At 53.1% G+C, this 26,191-nt stretch carries 17 protein-coding genes and 1 tRNA gene; 11 read left to right on the top strand and 7 right to left on the bottom strand.

The genetic code is table 11. The annotated features are described in order from the left end of the window. Positions 1–16 precede the first annotated feature (16 nt). From ABJ205_RS15530 to ABJ205_RS15500, 7 genes are read left to right on the top strand one after another with little or no spacing between them, the layout of a single operon-like run. Positions 17–766 carry a FliM/FliN family flagellar motor C-terminal domain-containing protein gene (locus ABJ205_RS15530; protein ID WP_348157766.1) on the top strand — a complete coding sequence of 250 codons (750 nt, stop codon included), beginning with the start codon at positions 17–19 and terminating at the stop codon, positions 764–766. Beyond that, positions 763–1,047, top strand: a complete 285-nt coding sequence (locus tag ABJ205_RS15525; RefSeq protein ID WP_348157763.1) for a FliM/FliN family flagellar motor switch protein — start codon at positions 763–765, stop codon at positions 1,045–1,047. The genes ABJ205_RS15530 and ABJ205_RS15525 overlap by 4 nt, the downstream gene beginning before the upstream one ends. Positions 1,048–1,070: 23 nt before the next feature. Beyond that, positions 1,071–1,484, top strand: coding sequence for a hypothetical protein (locus tag ABJ205_RS15520; RefSeq protein ID WP_348157760.1), 414 nt, complete (start codon positions 1,071–1,073; stop codon positions 1,482–1,484). Further along, positions 1,481–2,227 carry a flagellar type III secretion system pore protein FliP gene (gene fliP, locus ABJ205_RS15515; protein WP_348157757.1) on the top strand — a complete coding sequence of 249 codons (747 nt, stop codon included), beginning with the start codon at positions 1,481–1,483 and terminating at the stop codon, positions 2,225–2,227. The genes ABJ205_RS15520 and fliP overlap by 4 nt, the downstream gene beginning before the upstream one ends. Next, positions 2,224–3,009 carry a sigma-70 family RNA polymerase sigma factor gene (locus tag ABJ205_RS15510; protein WP_348157755.1) on the top strand — a complete coding sequence of 262 codons (786 nt, stop codon included), beginning with the start codon at positions 2,224–2,226 and terminating at the stop codon, positions 3,007–3,009. Before fliP ends, ABJ205_RS15510 begins: the two co-directional genes overlap by 4 nt. A gap of 14 nt (positions 3,010–3,023) precedes the next feature. Then, complete coding sequence (locus ABJ205_RS15505) at positions 3,024–3,620, top strand: tetratricopeptide repeat protein (protein ID WP_348157752.1); 597 nt, start codon at positions 3,024–3,026, stop codon at positions 3,618–3,620. 55 nt (positions 3,621–3,675) lie between these two features. Beyond that, the gene (locus tag ABJ205_RS15500; protein ID WP_348157749.1) at positions 3,676–4,017 is read left to right on the top strand and encodes a hypothetical protein; all 342 of its coding nucleotides are present in this window, start codon (positions 3,676–3,678) and stop codon (positions 4,015–4,017) included. Between the two features lie 367 nt (positions 4,018–4,384). Here the strand turns inward: ABJ205_RS15500 and ABJ205_RS15495 are convergent, their stop codons facing one another. The 4 genes from ABJ205_RS15495 to ABJ205_RS15480 all read right to left on the bottom strand — a co-directional run bounded on the left by ABJ205_RS15495 (position 4,385) and on the right by ABJ205_RS15480 (position 19,444). Further along, on the bottom strand, positions 4,385–5,194 hold the full coding sequence (locus tag ABJ205_RS15495) for a hypothetical protein (protein ID WP_348157747.1): 810 nt from the start codon (positions 5,192–5,194) through the stop codon (positions 4,385–4,387). Positions 5,195–5,227: 33 nt separating this feature from the next. Continuing rightward, a complete protein-coding gene (locus ABJ205_RS15490; RefSeq protein ID WP_348157744.1) occupies positions 5,228–5,515 on the bottom strand; it encodes a barstar family protein in 288 nt (95 codons plus the stop codon). A 2-nt stretch (positions 5,516–5,517) separates the two neighbouring features. Continuing rightward, the gene (locus ABJ205_RS15485; RefSeq protein WP_348157741.1) at positions 5,518–18,168 is read right to left on the bottom strand and encodes a ribonuclease domain-containing protein; all 12,651 of its coding nucleotides are present in this window, start codon (positions 18,166–18,168) and stop codon (positions 5,518–5,520) included. A 553-nt stretch (positions 18,169–18,721) separates the two neighbouring features. Beyond that, positions 18,722–19,444, bottom strand: coding sequence for an IS6 family transposase (locus ABJ205_RS15480; RefSeq protein WP_348157738.1), 723 nt, complete (start codon positions 19,442–19,444; stop codon positions 18,722–18,724). Positions 19,445–19,719: 275 nt separating this feature from the next. On the opposite strand from ABJ205_RS15480, the gene ABJ205_RS15475 reads away from it, so the two are divergent. Both ABJ205_RS15475 and ABJ205_RS15470 read left to right on the top strand, forming a co-directional pair. After that, positions 19,720–21,165, top strand: a complete 1,446-nt coding sequence (locus ABJ205_RS15475; RefSeq protein WP_348157735.1) for an arylsulfatase — start codon at positions 19,720–19,722, stop codon at positions 21,163–21,165. A gap of 102 nt (positions 21,166–21,267) precedes the next feature. Further along, positions 21,268–22,218 (top strand): formylglycine-generating enzyme family protein, encoded by a 951-nt coding sequence (locus ABJ205_RS15470; protein WP_348157732.1) that lies wholly within the window; start codon positions 21,268–21,270, stop codon positions 22,216–22,218. Positions 22,219–22,387: 169 nt separating this feature from the next. On the opposite strand, the gene ABJ205_RS15465 is transcribed toward ABJ205_RS15470, so the two are convergent. Continuing rightward, complete coding sequence (locus tag ABJ205_RS15465) at positions 22,388–23,092, bottom strand: IS6 family transposase (protein ID WP_348158065.1); 705 nt, start codon at positions 23,090–23,092, stop codon at positions 22,388–22,390. Between the two features lie 118 nt (positions 23,093–23,210). Here ABJ205_RS15465 and ABJ205_RS15460 point away from each other — a divergent pair, with 118 nt between their 5' ends. Next, entirely contained in the window at positions 23,211–24,251 is a 1,041-nt protein-coding gene (locus tag ABJ205_RS15460) for a recombinase family protein (protein ID WP_348157729.1), read from the top strand. Between the two features lie 382 nt (positions 24,252–24,633). Here the strand turns inward: ABJ205_RS15460 and ABJ205_RS15455 are convergent. Continuing rightward, a tRNA-Ser gene (locus ABJ205_RS15455) sits at positions 24,634–24,723 on the bottom strand. A gap of 191 nt (positions 24,724–24,914) precedes the next feature. Here ABJ205_RS15455 and hspQ point away from each other — a divergent pair. Beyond that, on the top strand, positions 24,915–25,295 hold the full coding sequence (gene hspQ / locus ABJ205_RS15450) for a heat shock protein HspQ (protein ID WP_348157727.1): 381 nt from the start codon (positions 24,915–24,917) through the stop codon (positions 25,293–25,295). 4 nt (positions 25,296–25,299) lie between these two features. On the opposite strand, the gene ABJ205_RS15445 is transcribed toward hspQ, so the two are convergent. Further along, a complete protein-coding gene (locus ABJ205_RS15445; RefSeq protein WP_348158063.1) occupies positions 25,300–26,091 on the bottom strand; it encodes an ABC transporter permease in 792 nt (263 codons plus the stop codon). Positions 26,092–26,191 lie beyond the last annotated feature (100 nt).

The raw sequence follows: 26,191 nt of genomic DNA, 5'->3' as shown, positions 1-26,191 counted from the left end.
GGCAGCGGAGCTGAACATGGCACAAATCTGGTTACCTGATGCCAGCTTAACGACGAGAAGAGCGGCCGAACCGATCACCAAAGTCGTTGAAAGCTGGGCGAACGAGTGGTTCGCCTCTTCTCCTTGGCAAGTGCTTGGCAATTGGGATGAGGCATCGCCCCAAACTTCGGACGATTACAAAGTCTTTGGCCGTGCCAAAGGACTGGAGATCACGGGCAAAGCAGGAATGGAAACCGCTCTTGCTCTCGCCATTTTGAACGCTGGGGATGAAACGCCTAGGACCAATGACGATAAGGATTTATTTGCGAAGCTGGGCAAGCGGGCGCTCAAAGACTTGGAAGATCGAATTGCAGAGTTTCTACCAGCGGAAAGCGACACAGTCTCGTCCCGCTTTCAAGTGGCATTTCCGCGTGTATTCTCGCTCCTCATCGGACCGTTGGGCAAAGCGCAGATCGCTCTTGAATGCTCGCTCACTCAGCTCGTTGCGATGACCATTGACACCTATCCGCAAACGGCCAATCGCGGTGGACTAACCACCACCAGGGGCATCGTAGAGAATCTTTCCGTAGGCGTTTCAGCGCGCCTTGGATCAGCATCGATCACCTTGAAAGAGCTGGCGGGCCTTGAGGTCGGCGACCTTCTTATCCTTGATACAAAACCAGCGGACGCTGCCGAACTGATGATTGAAGGGCGGCGCTCTGCCCTCGCCTTCATGATCAGCGAAACATCTTCCCAATACAACTTGGAGTTTCGGGAAAAACAATGACAAAGCCTTCAAAAGAAACTGCCGAGAGCAAGGCCGATACGGCCAAAGCCAAAGATCCGGTCGAACTTGTTGATCATGTGTCCGTCGATTGCGAAGCACTGCTTGGTTCAGGTCAGATGACCATAGGCCAGCTTTCGAAGCTGACCAAAGGCGATCTGGTTGCGCTTAACCGCAGCCCAGCCGACCCGGTTGATATTCGCGTCAACGGAAAGACCATCGCGCGCGGTGAAATCGTGACTGTCGATGACCGTTTCGCCATCCGCCTCACTGAGATCGGCTAAGTCGGACCAGAATTGACGCAAAAATGAGTGCCTCGATCATCTATCCTTTTGCAGTGCTGAGTGTCGGTACACTTAGCCAGGGAAGCGCACCCGATATCCCGTGGGTTCGCATCACTCTCGTGATGCTACTGTGCATCGGACTTGCCTTTGTCGCCGTTGGGTTTTTGCGCATTCGCTATGGTCTGCCTTTCCTGCCGGACCGGATCACAAACCCGATCACCAGCAGGGGCCTTCCCAGCGACACTCAAGCTGAGAAGCTTGAAATCAAAGATCGCTTGGCCGCCGGACCATCAAGCCAGTTCCTGGTGCTAGGTCGGGGGGAAAGGCGCTACCTTATTCACATCGCGCAACACGGTGCGACCGTGATCGATCAATATTCGGAAGTGCCCGCCAGCGAAAACGAAGAGACGGAGCCAATGAAAGGGGAAGCGGCATGACGCGTTTTCTCGTCTACGCGATCCTTGCCCTTATTGGCATGATCCTCCCAACCTCCATGGTGTCCGCCGCTCCTTTGGTCGATGCAGTGATCCCAACGATCGCGCCAAGCACCAATGGTGAGACAGAAGTAACCCGAACAGCGCTTCTTTTAGGGCTGCTTGCAGTCATCCCCGCGCTTATCGTCAGCACCACCAGCTTCATCCGCATCATCATCGTCCTCGCAATGGTGCGCCACGCATTCGGCATGCCACAAACCCCGCCCAACATAGTGCTGGTCAGCCTCGCCCTTTTTATGAGTGCGTTTTTGATGGGTCCCACGTTCGATAGGGTGAACGATGAAGCGCTCACCCCGTTCCTCGATGGCAGCGCAACAACGGCCCAATCCCTTGAAAACGCAGCCGAACCCATGAAGGAATTCATGCTTCGCCACACACGGGAAAGCGATATTGAACTGGTCTATTCGATCTCTCGCACGCCGCTTCCTGAAACGGCCGAAGACATCGAGATTTTGAAGCTAATCCCAGCATTCGTTATGAATGAACTGCGCGTGGCCTTCACCATCGGTTTTGTCATCATGTTGCCGTTCCTTCTGATCGATCTGGTGGTCGCCTCAATCCTCCTATCGCTCGGCATGATGATGGTTCCGCCACAGACAATATCTCTGCCCATCAAGGTCCTCATGTTCGTTCTGATCGATGGATGGAGTTTGGTGTTACAAGGATTGATAGGCAGTTTTGTGTGACGGCTCTTCGCTCTGGAACTGCATCAGGTAAGCGCACTGCTCCAAGGCAAGGCGAAGGTATGCGCCTGCTCATCGATCGAGAACGGGAAGAAGCAGCTGAATGGCGTCACCTTCGCGAAGGTAGTGTCACTAATGCAAGGGAAGCCCTATTCGCCCGCTATCGTGAATTCGCCCGGCGAGCAGCTCTAAGAGAGTTTCGACGCATTTCGGGAATGGGGCTAGAAAGTGGCGACTGCGTCAACGAGGCCCATGAGGCTTTGATCGTTTCGATTGAACGGTTCGACCCCGACATTGGCACTCCATTTACAGCTTATGCACGTCCCCGAATTCAAGGAGCAATCCGTAACGCTTTGGCCAAGGCGACCGAGGCACGCGCCTCCTACAACGCCCGTAACCGCGCCGAACGCGATAGACTAGCATCATTGAAGCGAAAGTTGGATCCTGGCTCCGAAGAAGATCAGATGGAGGCCTTGCGTGAGGTCGTCGTCGGCATGGCGCTCGGGTTTATTCTTGAGGACAATGCCGAAAGCGAAGCTTCTGATGTTCCAAGCGGTGCCCCATCCGCCTTTGATGGGGCTGCATGGAAGCAGATGGTCAATGCCTTGTGGGCAAAACTTGCAGCTCTTCCAGATCCCGAGCACAGCGTAATGAATTATCACTATAAGCAAGGCCTTCGCTTCTCCGAAATTGCCTCACTTTTGGGGTTGTCGCGGGGCCGTATTTCACAGATCCATTCCAAAGCCCTTGCCCATATGCGCAAGTCGATTGCTAAATTCCGATAAAGGATCATCAACCAATGGCCGACCAACTCGCACCAGATGCAGACTTAGAGCAACTTGTTGCCACTCTCGCTGCTCCAGATAGTGATGATCTGACACCGATAGACACTCTACTGCGCCAGTTTCCAGAGGACCCACGTCTGCACTTCATGCGCGGCTCTGTCCTCGCAGGGATGTCAGACAATATCAGAGCCCATGCATCTTTATCGCAAGCGGTTGAGATTGCCCCTGACTATGCCATTGCTCGTTATCAGCTGGGGTTCTTCGAGCTTACCAGCGGGGAAGCGGACCAAGCCCTTGCTACCTTGGGTCCTCTTTTAAGGGCACCCAAAGACAACTACCTGCGTGTTTTTGTCGAGGGTCTTGTTCATGTCATCCGTGATGAGTTTGGCGAGGCGTTTGCCAAATTTGAGCAAGGCATTGCGCTCAACCAAGAGAACCTGCCGATGAATGGCGATATTGAGCTTTTGATGCGCGAATTGAAGGCCAAGATGGCTTCCGAAACGCCTCAGCCAAAGGCGACTTCCGATGAAGATGCAGATGGGGATAGCGGTGCAACGTCTGCCACCTCTTTGCTCCTTGGTCAGCTTGGCGGAAACTCCACAAAGCACTGATGCGAAGGTCCATGGTTCTCACCCTGCTTCTCTTGGCCCCTAGGCGGCCTGCATCATGACCCGGATAACCAATTCCGATCAGGTGATCGCCGCGATCCGCGCGCAGCTCCAGCGCATGGCCAAGCGCAGCAAGGCCGATGCAAGTTCAAAGACCGCCAAGCCTGAGGCCCGTTCGATGAACACCCGCCAGATGGTGGACGCTCTAGCAGCGATTGAGGGGCTGTCCGAGGAGGACTTTACGAAGGGGTTTGTGCGTGCGCTGCTCACAGAAGAGTTTGGGGAAAGCGTTGCCAATTCTGCCGGTTTCCAGAGCGTTATTGACCGGACCACTGCGAGCCTTTCCAGCGACAGAGAAATCAGCGCCATGATGAACAACTTGCGCAGCGGGAAAGCCTAGTCGCAATCCTTGTGTGTTCCCGCTCCCCTAGCGAGTACTGAGCAAGAATCGCGAGCGATGTAGGAAGTTTGGCACACTTGGCACACTGTCCAGGGGGTGAAATTCAATCGATCAGCTAGGGGTGCTTTGATCGGGTTTGGCGATTGAATGTGAAAGAGAGGATTGGCAGGCGCTTGGGGCATGGCTCAAGCGGTAGCAGGGGATCTGGGTGTAGGAAAACTGGCCGGATGGCCTTAGGTGATGAGTTGAAGCGCTTGAAAGGGCTTGGTGGTTTATCTCTGGATTTGTGTTTCATGCCGGACTGTTAGCACGTCGGGTCACAATTGCCCCGCTGGACTGACAAGACCGTCAGACAAAACCAAAGGTCTCAACTCAGTATGGGTTCGTCCTTGATCATAAAGAAATCTGCGGGAAAGCACGATTTTAGTGCGTGTCGCTGGCGTGAAAATGTCGAGAAATCGTCGATGGTTGAGCTAATTTCGTGGCTGACACAGAAAATCTTGCCGTGCCTTACCTTTTCAACGCGCCCTTCTAACTGACCGCAGTCATGGAAAGAGATATTCTGCAGCTTCTCATCCGAGATAAACGTCGCCCAGCCTAGATTCGGAATGGCACCATTTAGCGGCGATTCAAAAAGGCCTGCTCGAAAGAAGTTGATTCCTCGATAAAGCTCATCTTTTTCATCTTCCGTGGGCAGGCTCTCCAGAAGCCTATGATACCCGTTTACCTCTTCATCAGCAAATATATGAAGACTCCCAAAACTAGCATTGAGCGCTTCGCACCAGTCTTTCAAAACAACCATGTAATCTATTTTAGGTTCCCAGATGCTTTCAAGCATTATGCTTCCAGGCACCCCATGTCGGGGGTCATTTGGATCTCTGAATTCAATCTTAGCCCAATAAGCAGGCCTCTTGCTCCGCTTGAGCATCACTGATTGCAAAAATTCGATGGAGCCGCCTTGCCCTGATTGGAGCAACATCTTCGCTGGCTTACCCCACCAATCTTGAATAAATTTCTCTACACCTCCGTAAGGCTGGTCTATTGGCTCAGAATGCGAAACCTTGTCAGGTGTAAGACTGCTTTGGGCTTCCAAACAGCTCAACAGCGCAAGTGCAATTGCTGGATCAGTAAAGTCCGAACGCGTTTCACATCTCAGTTTTATCTTTGGTTTTGCCAACTACTGATCCTTGGTCAATTCGGAAAACGGCGATTAGTCAGCGATAAAACTGAACCTTGCGCTTACGTCATAGGCAGCATCTTCCTTTTCGATATCTCGAAGAAGGTCTGTGATTTTTTCGAAGTCGGCAGGCATGCTTTTCCGCGAAGCATCTGCATTCTTCCACACGAGCGTTACGGGTCGTTCCACATCGCAACTTAGAACATCCCAAAGAGCATTCAGATTTCGACCATAGTAAGGTCCCAAGCTCAAAGCCCCGGCGATCTCCTTGTGAAAATCGGCCTCTGACTGGATGTTACTGCCGTCTATCTCTGCGATCATCTTTACTTCCATGTCCCGATTGAGTGGATACTTTCATAGTGGTTTGTAGTTATGAACAATTGGCCATCATTTGAATAGAGCAATCGACTGCCGGGCTGATTGGAACGGCTCATTGTTCCCGAAAGACCTACGTCAGCTTCGTACCAGACTCTCCCATTGGCGCTGGGAAGCACAGCGGGTGAATTTCGGAACACATCGCCGCCGATTTGAGCGCCGGGAATGAAGTTATCCAGCGCTTTGCCCGGCGCCCAACCTGCGGCACGAGCTTGAGCTTTCGTAACAAAATTTGATGGCAATCCTCCAGTCGCACGGAGGCTATCTACAAGCGGATTGGCTGCCTCGGTGACCCGCAAGACCTCTCGAAGTGCTGTGCCAAGTGCCGCGTTGGATGCCATTTGCTCCGGTGGTTCAATATCAACACTATCTGCACCTCCTGGGATTTGATAATCCAAACTCAGCTTTCGCAGTGAATCAAGGCCCAGGATGATCGAAGCACCGCCAACGATGTGCATGGCGTCAGCGTTGCCTTCTTCAAAGTGGTAGTCTTTCTCGAATTCGGCTGTTGTCGACCCCATGCTTCCAATTGAAAACACGCCAAGTTCGCCAATGAGCGCTGCCACGAGTTCGCCTTGCCCGCTATTCGCAATCACAGCTTCGATGCCCTTGTCAGCAACGAAACTGAGTCCCGCTCTAAATGGACCTCCGATCGCATCTGCGCCATAGTCGGCTAGAAACTGCGTGCCGGTTGACTGCCGCTCATACCATTCGTTCAGTCCCACCCCAGCGACGATCACGTGATCACCAAAGGTTCTGTTTCCTGGAATAAATATCTCGCGCTCGCCGCTGACTAATTGTTCAACACGCGGTCGTAACGCGAGCAGATCTCCCACTGTCTCAGGCGCCCCACCATTCTGACGGACTACCTCAACACCCAAAGCAGTCGTCTCAATGACTTGGCGGAACTCCGGAGACTCTTCATAGATTTGAGCTATAGCTGCGGGGTCCCCCGCCGTTTTGCCATAGTCTTCCAGTATCACTTGCTCTATTTCCGATCGCGAGAGTCCATCAAACCTCCTATCGAGTGCAAACGCATCGACTCTCTCGCGAGAATAGCCGTCGACCAAGCTCCCAGTTATGGGTCGTGGCGTCCCAACAACCGCTCCCCCAATCACCTGTCCCACGACCTGTCCGATGACATCAGGCAGCCCTGCCTCAATGGCCTTACCAAAGCTTGAACCCTCAATCGCGGAGCGGGTGGCGGCGCTGGCGAAGAGGCGGGCAGCGCCTACACCCAGATGGCTGGCGAAGTTAGCACCTGTAAGCCCATCGCCTTTGAGCGCATCAAGAGTATCGCCGCCAAGCGCGTTGCCAATGCCTGCTGCCACACCTGCTGCTGCAACCCCTGCAAAGCTAAAGCTGTCCTGCAGGCCGGTGGCCACGCCAATTCCCTGACTAATCGCCGATGAGGCAACCCCGCGTGTGACCGCGCTGCCAAAGCCGCTGCCACCCAAGAACTTGCCGACTTTGCCAGCATTTCCAAGCTCACCAAGACCCCTAAAGCCGCCGCCAACCGCGCCAGCAATGGCGGCCAGGCCAACGCTCTTAAAGCTGAAACTGTTTTGAATCCCCGTGGCAAGACCAACGCCTTGACTGGCGATACTTCCAGCAGCACCTGCCACAGCACCGCCGGCAATGGCAGCACCCACCGTGCCGAGACCTTCGAAGAAGGCAATAGCGCCAGGGCCTGCCCAGATTGCAACGCCGACAGCAACCGCAGCCACCAATATCTGCCCAAAGACCCCGCATTTCGCGCCCTTGGAAGGTTTGGGAGATGTGGGGGAGAGTTCACCGACAGCTTCGCCCGGATTGTATGGCTTGAAGGTGGATGCCGAGTGGGTAGACTTAACCACGCCCGCTGGCATGCGGAGCGTTCGGCCTGCAGACAGTGCCTCGCTGCCCGAGAGGCCGTTGGCCTGAGCAATCTTGTACCATAGGTTCGCATCGCCATAGGTGGAGGCCGCGATCTGTTGGAGGCTCTCCCCCCCGCGCACGGTGTAAGTGCCTGAACGTGAGCCCTGATCATAGGAGTTCAGCTGCTCAAAGCCGGAAGCATCGATATAGGCGGAACCTGTGTTGCTGCCGCCAAGGAAGGTGCCGGTGCGGTCTTCCTCATGCGGCCGCGCTGTGCGCTCGGCAATAGAGGTGGTAGTGAAGACGTTGCTGGTACCATTGTTGGAGGAATGGCCCATCTCAGCCCCGCCATAGCGGTACCACACATCAACCGGTGCACCGGTTTGGGTGGCATTCGCAGGGCTGCTTTCCTGACGCCGGATGATCTGCCCGGTTTCATCGAGGGTAAAGGTTACATTCTTGGCAAGCCCATCCTGGACATAGGCAGAGGTCAGTTGGCCAAAGGCGTTGTAGCTTTGGGTGGTGGTGTAGTCGTGGTCGAAATCGTTTGTGTCGAATAGGTTTGAGGGCACCAGTGTATCGAGGTCGAAACCTTGTTGAATACCCCGACCATCAAACCGTCCAGGGTAGACGGTGTCATAGTGATCGTTCTTGAAACGATTATCGTGATAGATCGTTTTTTGAACGGCGTTATCATACCAGTCGTAGATGTACTTGGTGGCGCTATCCAGACGGCTGCTATCATCACCATTTTTGTAACCATCCACGATCGTATGGATGATCTGACCCAAAGCGTAGTTGGAGGCATTGCCATAATCATAGCGGGTGACGCGGCGATTGGTGTCATTCTCGACATTGGCTGTACTGGTGTCATCCTCGATCAGCTGACCCTTGGCGTTGTAGAAGGACTGCTTGTCGAACACTTCTTTTGTTCCGCCATTTTTGAAATCCTGCTGACGGGTCTGCCGTCCTAAGCGGTCATATTGGAACTCGCTTAGTTTTTGTGCTGTACCGGGAGCGCTAACGAAAGCTTGCGGATCGACTGCGGGGCTATACTGAACGACAAGTTCGAAGTCCTGTGCATCGAAATCACTCTCGGCCTGATCGATCTGAATAAGTTGTCCTGCACCGTCATAGGAGTACTCTTCGCGTTGTTCCGCGTCGTAATATACGGTGTTCCAATAGCCAGAATTGAACTCTGATGTTGCAGATCCTAGCAAATCAAATGTGTTATGGGATTGAATGCTGATGTTTGGATCTGTGTTTACCCAGTATGTGTACGACTTTTCGATCCCTGATGTGGATTGCATCCGCTCGCCAGCACGATTGTACGCAATCGCAAGGCTGGCATTAGCGCCGGCTGCGCTGGAGAGATTGCGTCTAACAACATGATCGCCTTCCTGAATGCCGTTGACGATGACCACCCGGTTCATACTGTCAAAGGCGAACCAGTCATCTGTAGACCATTGTGCCCCAAGCGTTTGGCCTGAAGGGCCGAGCCTGTAAAAATCCGACTGCGTACGCCTAATATTGCCATTGGCGTCATAGGAATGGGTTTCCGAGGCTGCTGGAGAAACTGAAGTACCCGCTTCACTCCAGCTCGTCAGGCGTCCGAGGAGATCGTAAGCGGCGCTCTGATTTTTCTTGCCAGCAAGTACCTCGCGCGTGCGATTGCCCGCTGCATCATATTCGTAGCTCGCCACACCATTCAGGTTGGTGTTTGTCGCAATCTGACCTGTGTTGAAGTAAGTGTAGCTCGCAGTCTCGCCATTCATCAAACTGCTCTTTTGACGCCCAGCCTTATCGTATTCATATGTGGTGGTGTGACCGCCAAGGTCATTTTTCGAGATAGCCCTGCCAAAGACATCGCTAGTTTCAGTGAGTGATTTACTGATATACTGGCTGCCATAATGGTACTTGGTTGTTTGGACCCAGCCCCCTGTATCGTTCAGTCCGCTTTCATCCGCTTCAAGTGAACCATCCCAGTGGTAGGCCGTAGTGGTGATGTCACCACCGTAGGCCCGTGTTCCGATGACGCGGCCTTGTTTGTCGTAAGTTGTGGTTTGCTTGTTGCCTGAGCCATAACCACTCACACCAACATTCTCATACCATTCGGCAATGCGCTGGCCTTGCTCGTCATACTCGAAGCGCTGAACGAGACCATTGGGCTGAGTGACTTTTGTCAGACGACCAAGCTTATCGAACTCTTGGTTGGTCGTACGCCATACATCTGTGGAGCTTTGTCCATCACCCAGAACAAGCATATCGACTTGGCGCGCATCGCCATGCACATCAAAGCTGGTTTGTGTGATACCAAAATCTGAAGCGGTTTGCTTCGTGATGAGCGCCTGAGTGCCGTCATAGCCTGTGCCCGCCAGAAGCTCGAGGCGGGTGAGATTGCCGTCATCCGCGGCTTTGAGCTTGTAGGTTTCACCAGGCACATCGACGTCATAGATGCCATTGGCATCACCCTGCGCCACAAGGCGGCCGGAGAGATCGTAATAGAAGTCTTCTGAGGGACGAACCAGCTGGGTAGACCCATCCTCATTCGTGATACTCACTACTGGGCTTGTCGAACGGATCATCCGGCCCATTGTGTTGTAGGTGTAGTTCAGCGTTGCACCGCGGGCATCGGTTTCACTCACCACCTCGCCAAAGGCGTTGTATTCACGGCTTGTGGTCAAGTCCTGCTCAGTGCCTGCGGCAAGCTCGCGGCCTTCCTCAACCACTTGCACGGCCATATTGCGAGCATCGTATTGGGTGTAGGTCGCGTTTACATCGGCACCATCGATGCCGTTGAAAGCGCTTTGGAACGTCGTTGCATCTGTAAATTGTGCACCCGCACTTGTGAGCGCTAACGTCTGATTGCCATTCTTATCATAGCCAAAGAACTTCCAAACCCCATCGCCGGCATTGGTGGCCCAAAGGCGGCCAGCAAGGTCATATTTGTTTGTAGTCTGCCAGGTCGATGGATCACCTGTTCCAACATTGATCCCGGTGGCGATCACATCGCCAAAGGCGTTGTAATGGGTCTGGGTGATGGTTTCATCATTGCCAATAGCGCTGGTGTCGCTTTGCCAGTTTTCAGGACCGCTCGTGCTGATATCACGCACGACCTTCTGCTCAATCACCCTTCCCAGCAGGTCATACTTTGTGAGCGCAGCTTCACGGTGAGGCGTTGTGGTGTCGTGATCAGTGCGGTCATAGGCTTCAACTATCTGCCGTCCGCTTTTGTCGTAATAGTAGAGGCGTTCATTGTCTTCCGCGTCAACCATGCGAGACAGCAGACCACCATCGTTGTATTCGTAAGTGGTTGTTCGTGCCGCTATGCCAGCAGCGCCTGCTGAGGTGGACTGGGTGAGATTGCCAAGACCATCATAGGCATAGTCAACACGCGGCGTGACCGAAGCGCCAGTATGGCCGATAAAGGAGGAACGCTCCTCATAATCAAGGCGTCCACCATCATCATAGGTGTAAGTGATGGCATCGCCGGTTGCTTCGGTTTTGGATAGAACCTGACCAAGGCCGTTGTAAGTGTAGACGACAGTGCCATTGACTGTCTTTGTGGTGCCGTTGTCTGCAACGTCATCATAGACTTCGATACCGATCCGCGTCTCGGTTAGGCGATTTCCTACCTCATCATAAGTGTACAGCGTGATCCGATCATCGCCAGAGCTTGGCGTGGTGGGTACGGTTCCAACGATCGCGTTGTTGATCGGATCAGCAAACTGGGTTTCAGTTAGAACATTGCCCTCGCTGTCATACTCCCACTTGGTCGCATAGCCTTCTGCGTCAACTTGGACGATCTTGCGTCCAAGATGGTCGTAATAGGCGTGCGTTTCATTGCCCATTGGATCAGTGGTTTTGACGACATTGCCATTGGCGTCATACTCATAGAGCGTCTCAAAGTTGTCGGCATTGGCAACCCAAGCTGGGTTTTGCAGCGAGGTGTCGTAAAACCCATTATGAACCCCAACGACCGAGCTTTTGGTCATGCGGTTGAGCGCATCATATTCGAACAGCGTCTCACGCGCATTGCCGAGGTTGACGCCAGGATCAGTGATATCCTGAGCCTCTTCCTGCGAGCCCCCCACGTAATTTGCATCGCTCGCCGCGTTAGCAGGCACGCTCAGCTGATTTTCAAAGATGCGGATGCGTTCTACATTGCTATTCTTGTCATATTCGTAAGCGGTGTAAGTGCCGAGCGCATCAATCTCGACCACTTTTCGGTTGAGGTCGTCATAGAAGAAGATCGTAGTTGCACCAGAAGCATCAACCGTCTTCGTAACATTGCCGCGCGCATCATAGGAAATGTACTCTTTGGGGACATAAGCACCGTCGAGCAGTTGATGCGTGTCTTGGCTATAGACCTCGCGCGCTTGGCCCCGCGTTTCAATCAGGCGGTTTGCAGCATCATAGATGTAGGTCGTGGTGCGCGCTTCATCGAGGCCCACACCTTCAGTCATGCTCACGCGGTTGCCGCGCGCATCATAGATGTATGAGTTGGTGATCGCGATTCCCACACCAGCCCCATTGAGCGCTGTGGCTGGCATAGTTTCACTGACCATCAACCCACGCTTGTCGTAGACATAGGTGGTGACGTTGTTTGAGCCATCGGCGCTATTGGCAGTCTCAGACTTGCCGGTCATCAAGACCCGCTCACCAAAGGCGTTGTAGCTAAAGGTCTCTACATAGTTCTCTGCGTCAGTGGTCTGAACCAAGCGACCTGCATTATCGTATCCAAATGTGGTGATCGCATCTTCATTGGCATCGGTGTTGATCGCCGGCATGGCGGTGACGCTTGGCGTCCCGGTCGCCTTGTTCTCATAGCGCGTGACCGTCTCAACCTCACCAAAGCTAGTGTAGGTAGTCTCAGTGACATAGTTCTCAGCATCCACCACATGGGTGACGCGGCCGAGATCATCATAGTAGGTGTAAGTGCTGTTACCGCGCGCATCGGTGGCTTTGATAACCTCACCAAAGGCGTTGTGCTCGTAAGTCGTTACGCCGCCTTCAGCATTCGTGGTTTGGATCACAAGACCGCGGTTATCGTATTGTGAGTATGCGGTGTTGTTTTTGCCATCGACCATCGTGGTCGTTCGACCAAAGTTGTCATAAAATGAACGCGAAGTGATCTCTTCGCCTAATGCACCATTCTTCTGTGCACCTGCTTGGCCAACAGATCTCGTCTGATAAATGCCGTCTGGATTGTAGGCGATCACCCAGTCATCGAGACCATCGAACTCGGCGTTCTCAATAACGTTGCCAAGTTCGGTTGGAGATCCATCCTCAGCCAAGTGCACAACCGAGGGATCGATTAAGCGGAAAGTTCCCGCACCGGATCCTTTGGTGTGGGCATAAATCTCGAGCCAAGCGCTAGTTGCACCGCTAGGTACTTCGACCACGCCGCTGATTTCGGAGTTGTAGGGGATCGGATCGGACTGGATATCGCCGACAATGGTCGAACTCAGAATCTGCCCTGCAGAATTGAGCCAGAAAATCGCGGCGCGAGCGCTGTCAATCGAACCTGTGGATTCAAGGCTCACACTGACTGCTAGCTGCTCACCTGCCTCAACAGCAAAATTGTTAGCATAGGAATTCTTGACCGACACAACTTGATCGGCAGCTGTCGCCTGGACATCGACCTGTTTATAGCGTTTTCCAGCGGTTTGGTCGGCCGCCTGGGTTACAGAAGCAACGCGCCCCAAGACATCATAGGCGCTGGTCGTAGTGGTTTGATCATTGCCCGATCCAACGATGACCTGCGTCTGCCTACCCAGACCATCATAGCTGTAAGTGACAGTATCACCGATAGCATTGCTGGAGGTTTGAAGGCGGCCAAGATCGTCGAACGATGAGGATTGTTCAACAAAGTTGGCGTCACCGGCAACAGCAGTCGCGACAGCGCCAGCATCACTGCGATCCACACCGCCGCCGAGCTTCGTATTATACTGCCGCTGTGCAATCAGCTGATCAGCTGCATCATAGTGGAAGCTGGTGACATAACCCTCACCATCAACCGCATAGATCAACCGGCCTTGGCCATCATGATGGGTGTAAGTGGTGCGGATATCGCCATTGTCATTGCGCTGTGTTGCCACAACATTGTTCAGACTGTCGTATGTGTATGAGGTGATCAGCCCTGCTGCATCGGTGGTGCTCGCCACTCGGCCAGCGTTGTCATAAGTGGTGGTGCTGGAACGATCAGTTCCTCCAGGCACTCCAACCAGACCGCTCACCCCATCAAAAGTATAATCACTTGTGCTGATCGCAGTGTGAAAGGCGGTCGTCTTGGTTACTTGGCCTGCATTGTTATATTCAAAGCCCGTCACATACCCAAGCTGATCAACCGTATAGCGCAGTTGCCCCAGACCATTAAAAACCGAATGTACCGAGCGACTACCGCTCGTATTTGCCGATGCTCTTAGCGCTGCGAGCGTACCGGTTGCCCAGTCAACTTGCTGAGTTTGACCAGCATAAGCTGTCTGCCGGATCATCTGACCAGCGCTGTCATAGACCATCTCAGTGAGATAGCCCTCAGCATCAAGGGCTGCGATCTGACGACCCGATAGGTCGTAAAAGCTGCGCGTGACGATGTCTGCGGCGCTATCAGGAGTGACGACAAGAATATCCGTTGGGAGCGAGCCCACACTCTTGAGGCCGCTAATATCAACAGTATTAGCGTAGGCAGTGGTGCGGGTGAGGTTGTTCGCCTTGTCATACTCAAAGCCGGTAACCTCACCGCCTGCATTGATGGTCTGCAATACCCGGCCACCATCATCATAGATGGTGAAGCTCCAGACATCGCTCGCATTACCAGCAGGCCGAACATAGTCCTGGCTTGAGCTGCTTACTGGGATCGCAGAGGCGGTCGCATAGGCAACGCTTGCTATCTGACGATTGCTTTCGTCAAAGAAGAATTCTGTTAGATAGCCATCATGATCAACCACGCCGGTCTGACGCCCAACCTCGTCATACAAGAAGTAACTCTTGCGCCCCAAAGCATCAGTGAAGACACTGAGACGCCCCATATCATCATATTCGCTGTATGATGTGTCAGCCGCATTGATATCGCCTGCCACATTGGTGCCTTCACTCAGCGTCAGCAATTCGCCAGCAAGATTGTAAACTTGCGTGGTGATAAAGTCCGCTGCATTGGTGATGATGGTCTTCGATCCCGCATCTTCAAAGGCAACGGTAACCGTATTGCCTGCACCATCACTCGAAGCCACAACACGGCCAAGGCCATCATAAACGCTATGTGCGAAACTCTCGCTCCCACTTCTGGTTTCAAGCAATTGCCCAGCCTGATCATAGACAAATTTTGTCGAGGCCGTTGGGCCACCTTGGGACGACCATACTGCTCCACCGTTTGGGTGTGATGTGTATCGAGTGGTAGTTGTTTGATTGCCGCGAGCATCGTATTCATTGCGAACTATCTGTGATGAGGATTTGTCCGGCAGATCTGCGATCCACGTCTTGACCTGAGAGAAAGTTGGCGCGGACGATCCCACCGCATAATTGTGCTCTGGGTACCGGATCTGATACAAAAGCAGGCCAGCGTCAGTGTGCGAGAATTGTGTAACTTCACCCTCAGCATTGACAGTAAAGCGCAAACGATTGTCGCTATTATATAGATAATGTGAAGTCCGCGTGACGCCGGCCACTCCCTCATGAGTTCCGGTCCAGGTTTCGCTGATCAGATTGTTGTTGTTGTCATAGGTCCGCTCAATGACATTGCCATTCGCATCAGTGGTACGAATGACATTGCCATTGGCATCATAAGCCAGCAGTGTCTCGCGAGACATCATGTCATTGGCGATCACAGGCGCTCCCACGATCGCGCCTGTTGGTGTATTTGCCCCTGATCCAGAACCTCCGCCTGTTGCAGCATTGGATGATGTCAGAAGCTGTTCATCAACAGCAACATCAAGGATGGCACCATCGACAAGGATCGCACCTTGATCGACCTCTCGGATCTCAGGACGCCAGATCTTGAAGCCTTTTGCAGGGTCGGTCCCGGTCAAACCGCCCATCCTTAAGCGCAGCGAGGTCGTGTCAGAAACACGGTTCTCGTTCCAGATCAGCGTGTTGACATCAGCAAACTTCGCGCCCGTCTCAATGTCATAGATGCCGCCCCTCTTGCCACCGCCCAGCGAGGGGCTTCCATCAGCAAGAATATAGACAACCGCCTTATACCACTTGTTCTGCTCCACATCAGGTTGGGATGCAGGGTTGGTGTAGAGATCCACCATATTGTGGTTAATGCTCAATCCACCGTTTTGAGCATTCTTAAATGTGGGCACAGACGTCCCATTTGCGTCCGTCGCATAAGGATCGGGACGCAGATTGAACCGAATATTATCGTCTGAATTGTGCTGGAAATAGAAAGTGTATTCGTGATGCTTGCTGGGATCGAGCGCTAACGGGCTCGCAAACTCCGCTCTGCCGCTATGCGCATCGCCATTTAAGTTTGTCAGGTTGAGCGCAAGACTGTCGTCGGAACCAGGAGCCGAATAGGGCGCATCAACCGTTTGCCAATTGGTCTCGCCAGTGTTCCAGCCTCCCCAGCCATTGGGCAAAGTCCCATCAGCAGGGGCCTCAGACAAATCTTCCGGGAGCTCAACATTAGACAGATTTAAACCGCGACCCGTATCAGCATAGGTTAGAGGCGGAGCTGATTGAGTTGCGGCAGCGGGCCCGTTCAACTCAGCATCTGCGGTTACATCGAGTGTGTCATCATTCTTGAGAATGGCGTTCAGATCGGTAACTTCGCGGATTTCCGGCTTCCAGACCCGCGCTTGGTCAGAGCCATCTGACTGAGTGAAGCCAGAAACACTAAGTGTGAAATTCACCTCATCATTAAGCCGGTTCTCACTCCAAATAAGCGCATTGCTATTCGCGAGCTTCTGACCAGTTTGCGTGTTGTAGATGCCTCCGCGCTTCTCAGAATTACCAAGCGCTTCGGTCCCTTCGGGCAGGATGTAACCGACAAACTTGTACCAAGTGCCCAGTTCATATGGGGTGGGCTGGTACGGGCTGTTGGTGGTTCGATCCCAAAGCTTGGAATAGACGTTCTCAGCGCCGCTGTGAGCATTCTTGAACGTCGCGACAAGATTGTTGTTCGCATCGCGCGGGGCATAGCCAGGACCTGCTAGAAAGCGAAAATCGCTATTGGTATTACGCTGGAAATAGAAGGTGTATTCATACGCCTTCGACCCATCTAACGTGACAGACTGCGATAGGTTCGCATTGCCGTTGTGATCAGTGCCAGAGGCAGGGCTCCCCGTGTTCGTCAGCGCTAGTGCGGAAACATTGCCCGCGCCCGCCTCAGCATAGGGACCATCCAATGTCTGCCATGTCGTTTCAGCGCGGTTCCATCCCGCCCATCCGCTGGGCAAGGTGCCATCTGCCAAGCCGTGACCAGGGTCTGGATTAAGCTCTATTCCAGTAATCTCATTATCGCCCCTCCCAGTAGAGGTGAATGTTGCAGAAGACCCCCCTCCTGCGCTTAACGCAGGCGCCACATCCAACCCGCCCGTCGCAGACGTATCAGAGGGCGCATTGCCTTCGCTCTCAATAATGCGAGTAACATTGCCGTCATCATCATATTCAAACTGACGGATTTGCTTGAGTAAACCTACATCCGGCGGGGTGGTGGTGATCTGAAGCAGGCGGCCGCCCGCATCGTAATCCATCCGCGTAGTGGTTGCATCAGGATGCGTCACCACCGTGTAGCCAATATGGTAAGCAAGACTGGTGGTACGCGTAATCGCCGGGGTCGATCCATCAGCCGCCACAACCAACTGCGTTAGCGTCTCAACTCGGCCATCAGCATTGTAGGTGATCGAAAGCTCAGAACCATCGCTTTGCGATACCTTACTGATCAGATTGCTAGTTGCATCAACATACTGATATGAGATGGTATAAATATCACCATCGGCCTTAACCTGATCTTCTGGCGACAAATCGGTGGTTACGCTGGTCAGACGGTAAGCACCACTCGCCTCATAGCCGTAATAAACCCGGGTCAGATATTTCTGAGTATTGCCATTCTCAGAATCGAGATATCCCGTATCGATCTGCGTGATATGACCTCTGGTCACATCCCATTTGTATTCGATCCACTCACCATTTTGCGTGGTAATACGGTGTAGTCGATCGCTATTCGCCTCATAGCTGTAAGTCAGCTTCTGATCGCTTACATCAATCAGTTCTGTCAGACGATATTCACCCGCCGCCTCTGCCGCATCATAGAACTCACGTGTTAGGCTATCGCCATCTTCCCAAGTCCAACGGTTGTTAGCGCCATCATAGTCAAGCTGGTCATGCGCGCCCGCACCATCAATCGCCCAATACGCAAGCTCCCCATCACGCTCTGAATAGGCATAATTGATAACAGAACCATCTGCGCCAAGACGCTGAACAGTGCTGCCTGCAGTGTTCACATCACCATAAAGACCAAAGACGCGCCTAGTGGTGGACTGCTGCCACTGATCGCCATTGTCCCGGTCGCCTGTATGGACAAGGCTATTGTAGCTGCGCGAGACTGCCGCATCAGGCCCAATGCCCGTCAAAAACTCATCGCGCCTAGAAATTACAAGGTTACCGGTCGCCGCATTGACGGAGACATTCTCACCGCCTCGGCCAAGTCCTGCACCGCCCAACTGGCCAGCCCCGCCTAAGATATTGGCAGAACCCCGCTCAACGCCAGCACCAAACCCAGTGAAAATCCCGACCATCTATTCCATCCTCGGATCACATCAAAAGCTCGAGGACAGAAAGCACGGCACTACCCTCAATCAGAGGGTCCATCGGGTCGTGAAAAAGTTTAGCTTTTTTCGACTTTTTTTGGCATCACAAAGGCAAGTCCATAAAGGCACTAGAAAGTCATTCTGTTCAGACACTAAGAGTGATAGGAGAATCTCAGAAAAGACCCGAGTAGTCAGATCTGGCGATCTTCACGCGCATGCCAAACGCGCGCAATGATCACGACATCATCGTAGTAACGGTATCTCAGAACGACCTTCCCTGATAACGCAGACTTGCCTCCGTTGGAGATAGAGCATCCTGGCCTCTACTTCAGTTTGTCCGTCGTCAGATAAATTGAGACACGCTGAGTGTTTGGCTTAGCGAGTGTCTGGTCTCATTTGGTTGATGTGTTTTAGGCGGCAAGCTTTCTGTGAAGCAAGCGCCTGTTCTCGAGTGTTTGTCGTTTGATCCCTTCTCTTGGTGCTGTCAGTCTAACTGCAACTTGTCTCCGATTGACAGAGCTGTGGCGAGGTCGCGCTGAGTTTAGGCAGCAAGAAACTGCCACTCAGCCAATGCAGCTGAGCGACCGGTTTTGTATGTTTGTCGGTCGATTAGATGGCGTTCGGAGTTCAAGTGGTTGTGGATGTTGGCGTGGACTGAGGCGAACTTTTGAAGCGACTTCATCCTGCGAAATCGTTGCATCACCCGCTCTCGTCGTCGAAACGGTAAGTGGCTGTTCTCGGCACGATTGTTATTCCACCGCCCCATTTCGCGGCGGTTCTCGTTGCCAAACTCACGCATCGCTGCAGGGTAGGATTTGAGACCATCGGTCACGATCTTCTCAGCCTGACCGTGCCGTTTCAGCGCCTTGCGAAGGACCTTCAATGCTGCCTTTTTGTCCCGTTTCTTCGTAACATAGCTCTCGAGAATCTCACCTTCATGATCCACGGCGCGCCAAAGGTAATGCGTTTGCCCATCAATCTTTACGAACACCTCGTCGACGTGCCAGCGCCAATTTCGAAAGCCCCGCATCCGTTTGATACGCTGTCTTCGAATGTCTGACGCGAATACCGGGCCGAAACGGTTCCACCAAAAACGGACGTTCTCATGGCTAATGTCGACGCCGTATTTGAACAGCAGATCTTCAACATTGCGCAGGCTCAACGGATAACGAACATACAGCATCACCGCCATGCGGATCACTTCGGGCGATGAGTTGAAACGGAGAAAAGGGCTAGGAGGTTTTGCTCTCGATTTGCGGCTCATTGCCGTTCCGTAGCACGGCAAATAAGAAATGCCTCGTTAGTCTGACAACACCCTCACATCTGCCCGCAAAGCAGACGCTGGACGGGCTGGGCATCGCCCGGTCTACCCCAAGTGCGTCAGTCGTCAATTAGATGCATTTGCTTTGACAGTGCCATTTCCAGACCTTGGCGCAAGCTTGCCATCTGTGCGCCAATGGGGGACATGTGTGTCTTAGCCTGACGGCTCCATCCCAATTGTCGTTGAAGCCATGCATTCTCATCACGGAGTAACTGACTTTGAAGAAGCGCAATTTTGTTTTGTTAATTGCCGCAGGCAATTTTCTAGCGGCTTGTTCTGTGCCTGTCGAGACTGAGGCAGGTCCGCCGATCCCGATTGCCAGCCTTGATCGGGACACCGTCAGCCGCCCCAATGTGATCTTTATATTGGTGGATGACATGGGGTTTGGTGACGTTGGCTACAACGGTAGCGAAATTGCTACTCCTAATCTGGATCAGATGGCCAGTGCCGGTATGACCCTGGATCGAAACTATGTTTACCCGATCTGCAGTCCAACCAGAACCGGCCTTCTAACGGGAAGCAATCCTTTGGATTACGGCATCGACGGCCCAATGGCCGCCGACACTGGTATGCCGCGCGACCTAAAAATCATGCCCGAGTATTTCAAAGAATTGGGCTACCAGACCTTTATGGTTGGTAAGTGGCATTTGGGTAAAAGCAATACCGACTATTGGCCAATTTCTAGGGGGTTCGATTCCCATTACGGGTTTTTGTCAGGTTTTATAGACTTTTACAGCCACGTGTATGCAGGTGGGCTAGATTGGCAAAAAAATGGGGTGTCTCTCCGAGAAGAAGGCCATGCGACAGACCTATTCACGGCTGAAGCCAAGCGGGTAATTGACACTAGGGATACTGCCAGCCCTTTCTTCCTCTACTTAGCCTATAACGCGCCGCACGCGCCGTTGCAGACTACACCGGAAGATAGCGGCCTCAACTCCGAGATTAAGCCAGGCAATAGATATGTTTATGCCGAAATGGTCACCCAACTCGACGATGGCATAGGCCAATTAATTGACGAGTTAGAAAAACAAGGGATTCTGGAAAACACCATTGTAGTTTTCTCTAGCGACAACGGTGGATCTTTAAGCCTAGGCTCCAGCAATGGAGATTTGCGCGGTGCCAAAGGCTCGTCTTTTGAAGGTGGTGTGCGTGTGCCGGGACTTATTATGTGGGCAAACCATATCAAAGCAGGCGAGGTGTTAACTCAGCAGATAGTTGTACAAGATTGGCTGCCAACTTTGCTTGATGCCGTGGGCGGCAATTCATCAAATCTAGAGAAGCTTGATGGGCAGAGCATGTGGCAGGCAATAGACCGCGGGGTTAAGATTGACCGAGCTCAAACGATTTTAGGTTCAAGCAGCGGCAGGGCGGTATTTGACTGGCCGTGGAAGCTGGTGCGCATGGGAGCGGATGGCGAACATCAGCTATACAACGTTATAGACGATCCGTATGAGCAAGAGGATCTGGCGCGGGAGCAGCCTGAAATTCTTGCCAAATTGGCGGCTGTGCTTGAGGCTATGCCCGATGTTCCGACAAGGCGAGCTGTCAATGACGCAGCTAAGAGCGGTTCTCGATCAGCGCGCAATACCGCCATTGATTATGAAGCGAGAGCGGAAGAAACTCGTTCACCATGGGCAGAAGCTGCTGTCAGAGGGCGCAACTAATATGGCTTATTTGTGCAAGAGAGGACCGTGTTAGATTAACGTGGCAATCGACCTTATGAAGCAGGTGGTTTTGGACATAGTTGAACGTTTGCGAAGCCTATCATGATGCGTCCATTGGTCATAGCCGTGCTACTGCTGCAGGGATGCTCCGATGCAGGGAACGAGCGTGAAGCTGCATCTGGTGAAGACAAATGCCGCGGCATTTCGAACTCCGAAATGGTTTGGGTGGATGGCGGCAGCTTTACCATGGGCGATGATCCACTGTACCGCGAAGAAGGCCCTCCGCGCGAAGTTTCCCTTGATGGCTTTTGGATATCACGCACCGAAATCACCAATTCGCAGTTTGGCGAGTTCGTTGCAGACACTGGCTATGTAACAGAGGCCGAACGTGACCCACCGGAAATACCGGGAGCCACGCAGGAAATGTTGCAGCCGGGATCAGCGGTATTTCGGGTGCCAAGCAGGGACAATCCCAACTGGTGGATTTGGTCGATCGGTGCGCAGTGGCGGTCGCCTTCGGGGCCTGAGAGCACGATCGAAGGCCGTGGCAACGATCCTGTGGTTCAAGTGACCTATCGCGACGCGCTTGCTTATGCTGATTGGGCTGGCATGAGTTTGCCGAGCGAAGAACAATGGGAATATGCTGCCAAGGCCGGAACAGCGACCTTTCCAGAACCCAAAAACTCCTCCGGGAAACCTCAAGCAAATTACTATCAGGGAGTTTTCCCAGCCAGAGATTTGGGTGAGGATGGCTACACTTCGCGCGCGCCAGTTGGCTGTTTTGAACCCAACGCCTTTGGCCTTCATGATATGATAGGCAATGTCTGGGAATGGACCACGAGTAGCGCGGGAAGAACTGACACTATGGCGCCAGTCAATGTGATAAAGGGTGGTTCATTCCTTTGCGCTGCAAATTATTGCGCGCGCTATCGCCCGGCCGCTCGTCAATTCCAAGAGAGAGATCTTGGCACCGATCATATCGGCTTTCGGCTTGTGAACACGCAGCGCGGGATCTTGTCAGATGATGTTGTCAGACTAAACGTACCTGATTGAAGTTTGGCGCGGTGCTGTCAGACTAGCTGGAACCCATCTCTGATTGGTCCGGCTAGCGCTTACCCAAGCGCATGTCAGGCCATAAGGTTCGCCTTCCACACTCAAGGTGCTGTCAGTCTAATCGCAACTTGTCTCCGATTGGCACAGCTATGGCAAAGTCGAACTAAATTTAGACAGCAAGGTTTTGCCACTCAGCGCATGCAGCTGAGCGGCTTTCCTTGAAGGTTTGTCTGTCGACGAGGTGACGCTGCGAGTTGAAATGGTTGTGGATGTTGGCGTGAACCGAAGCGAACTTTTGCAGCGATTTCATTCGCCGGAAACGCTGCATAACACGCTCTTTTCGTCGGAACGGAAGGTGGCTATTTTCCGCTCGATTATTCTTCCAGCGACCCATTTCCTGTCTGTCCAGATTGCCAAGTTCACGCATCGCAGCAGGGTATGATTTGAGACCGTCAGTAACGATTTCTTCTGCTTGGCCGTGTCGTTTCAATGCCTTGCGTAGAAACTTAAACGCGGCCTTTTTATCCCGTTTCTTAGTGAAATAGCTCTCTGGAATTTCACCTTCGTGGTCGACAGCCCGCCACAGGTAATGGGTCTCACCATTGATCTTTACGAAAACCTCATCCACGTGCCAGCGCCAATTCCGAAAGCCTCGCATTCGGTTGATGCGCTGTCTTCGAATGTCCGACGCGAACATAGGGCCGAATCGGTTCCACCAATGCCTGACGGCTTCATGGCAAATGTCGATGCCGCGTCCCGAAAGCAGATCTTCCACGTTCCGTAATGAGAGAGGAAACCGGACATACAACATCACGACCAAGCGGATCACTTCGGGAGACGAGTTGAAATAGCGGAACGGACCGGCCGGTTTCATGCGTCTAGGCATGTTCTCTGCCCTACCCGTTCGTGCCTGATTTTCAATCAGGTACATTTAGTCTGACAACACCCTGCTGGGCTATGACCGGCCAAAGGAGGGAACTCATACTCTGATCGTGAACGAGGCTGAAGCGCAGACAGTCCGGCATATATTCAAGCGCTATTGTGAGCTGAAGTCGGTCCATGCGCTTGAGCTCGAGCTGCGTGATGCAGGCATACTTTCGAAATACTGGACCAGCCTAAGGGGTAAAGTGATGGAAGGATTGCCATTCAGCCGCAGCGCCTTGTTCCATCTGCTGCGCAACCCGGTCTATCTGGGTCTCATCCGTCTCAAGCAAGAGGTCCACGAAGGAGAGCATCGGGCCATTCTGGAGCAAGAACTTTTCGACAAGGTTCAGCCCCAACTTGATGCACAAGCAAGGCGACATCGTGCCGGTCCCAATCGCCGCGTTGTCAGATCTCCTCTGACCGGCAAGCTGTTCGATGCCAATGGCGAACCCATGACACCGAGCTTTTCACGAGGAAGCAAGGGCAAGCATTACCGCTACTATGTTTCTGCATCACTCCAGCAAGGCGCAAAGTCGGCTGCCGGTATCACGCAGCGCGTGCCAGCAAGCGAGATCGAGAACCTCGTCAGGGAGTTTGCTTCGCGGGTTTCGAATGCGAAGAAGCGGCCACTCGATAAGGTCACTTCTGTTCATCTCCACTACGATCGGATCCAAATCGATCTAGCATCAGATGCTCTGAATGGCACACCTTCAAAACTGGAGAGCGGCGAGACTATCGTTTTCGAAAACAAACAGGTCACCCGATTTGCAATCGCCATCAGCCTGCCAAAGCGTGGTGGCCAGCGCACGATTGTCCCATCACAGATACGCAAACCAAGAATAGACAAAACTCTCGTCGCATCTTTGCGCAAGGCACACCAGATGCTCAAGATGCAAAAAGGCCTACCCCTTGTTAAGCGGGCGCCAGCCTCTCTCCACGAAAGCAAAATACTGCGAATGGCATTCCTAGCACCAGACATCCAACGCGACATCATGAAGGGGCTGCAACCGCCTTCACTCAATCTGCAAAGGCTCAAACAGGTGCATGTTCCGCTATGCTTGGATGAACAGCGTTCAGCCCTTGGTTGGGTTGAAACAGCAGCTCCCTGATCATCCTGATCCATTCCCTGTTAGTTTAGAAAAATTCCCTGATACCCAAATTGAATTCCCTGTTCTTTTGATATCAGGGAATTGCTATTTTACCTCCTGCAAAGCGCTGTTTTCGTGATGAAAAACGGAAAGCGATTTGCATGAAATGGTCGAATTAGCACGCGTATTGCCTGCTTTTTGAAGATTTTCCCTGTAAATCGGGCCTAATCAGGGAAACCCAACCTTGTTAGGTTGGCCAAGAGACGGCCACGCAAAATGCGCCCATAAACAGGCAAATGATCCCGCAGAGACTAGCGATAGTGAAGACCTTTGCGCCGCAAACCTGCGCAAACTGGGGCTTACAGGGAAGCCAAAATAATCAGAGACCAGTGCTGGGGGTGGGTGGCGGAGAGACAGGGATTCGAACCCTGGGTACTCGTGAGAGCACAACGGTTTTCGAGACCGCCCCGTTCGACCACTCCGGCATCTCTCCGCTTGTCCTTGCTCAACTGCAAAAAGGTCAAACCTGCACAAGGAGCGCGCCCGTTACCTTACGTGCCAGCAAATGCCAAGCCCTTGCGCATCGCAAACCCGGCCTATCGTGCGACAAAATGCGGGCATATCTGGGACGCTGCGCTGTAAACCGCTTGTTTTGCCGCTTTGAGGGGCCATATTGTTTCGACTATGGCACGCTCACACTTCTTCTCCAGTCAAGCAGGTCGCAATATCAATGCACCTCGATTGACCAAGAGCCGCTTTGGCATAGGTGAAGTGGTGCGGCACAGGCTGCTGGACTTTCGCGGCGTGGTTTTCGATATCGACCCTGTCTTTGCAAATAGCGAAGAATGGTACCAATCGATCCCCGAAGACATGCGCCCGCCGCGCGAACAACCGTTCTATCACCTCCTCGCCGAAAACGAGGAAACGAGTTACGTCGCCTATGTCAGCCAAGGCAATTTGCTTGATGACAGCGTGGGCGGTCCAGTCGACCACCCGACGGTTCCTCAACTTTTTGAGCAGTTTAAAAACGGTCGCTATCGTATGCGCCGATCACTCACTCACTGAGCCATTAGCTCTTAAGGCGCCATCCTGAGCGCAGCACCCAAAAAACAACCAATGCGATCGCTGCATTGAACAGTGCTAGTCCAACTGCTGCAACCATCACTGTATCGCCTGCGCCAATATCACTCTGCCCCAAGAAGCCGTATCGGAAGCCCGAAATCACATAGAAGAACGGGTTTGCCCGGCTGACCGCTTGAAAGGCCGGGGCAAGGTTGTCGATGACGTAGAATGTGCCAGACAAGAGCGATAGCGGAGCGACGATGAAATTGCTGATCGCAGCGTTGTGATCGAACTTTTCTGCCCAGATTGATGTTGCAAGCCCGATGAGGCCAAGCAGTACGGCACCCATCAGGCCAAACCAGATAACAGCCCAGGCATGCTCAACGCCAAGCGATACGCCGGGCCAAAGGAGCATTGCGAGAGCAACGGCGGCGCCTACCATGACAGCGCGCGTCACAGCCGCGCCGACGATCGCCGCCATAAGTTCACCGGGCGAAAGCGGTGGCATCAGATAATCTATGATCGTCCCTTGGATCTTGCCACCGAGCAGCGAGAACGAGGAATTGGCAAAGGCATTTTGCATCATTCCCATCACAATCAGGCCTGGCGCCACGAAGCTTGCAAAGTCCACGCCCAGCACTTCTCGCCCGCCACGCCCCAAAGCGACGGTAAAAATCACCAAAAACAGCAGCGTTGTTACCGCAGGAGCCCAAATCGTCTGCGTCTGGACCTTGAGAAACCGGCGGACCTCCTTCATATAGAGCGCCAAGAGCCCCACGCGATTGATTCCGGTGATCATCGGTACGCCGCGAGGGGGAAACCGGGTACTCCCGGCTGCATTGTTCTGATTGGGAGCCGTCTCACCGTCTGGTGTGGCTGAAAGGTCTCTTTCCATGACA

The organism is Erythrobacter sp. (assembly GCF_039988855.1).
Classification (GTDB): domain Bacteria; phylum Pseudomonadota; class Alphaproteobacteria; order Sphingomonadales; family Sphingomonadaceae; genus Erythrobacter.
This window is presented reverse-complemented; position numbering and strand designations above follow the sequence as displayed.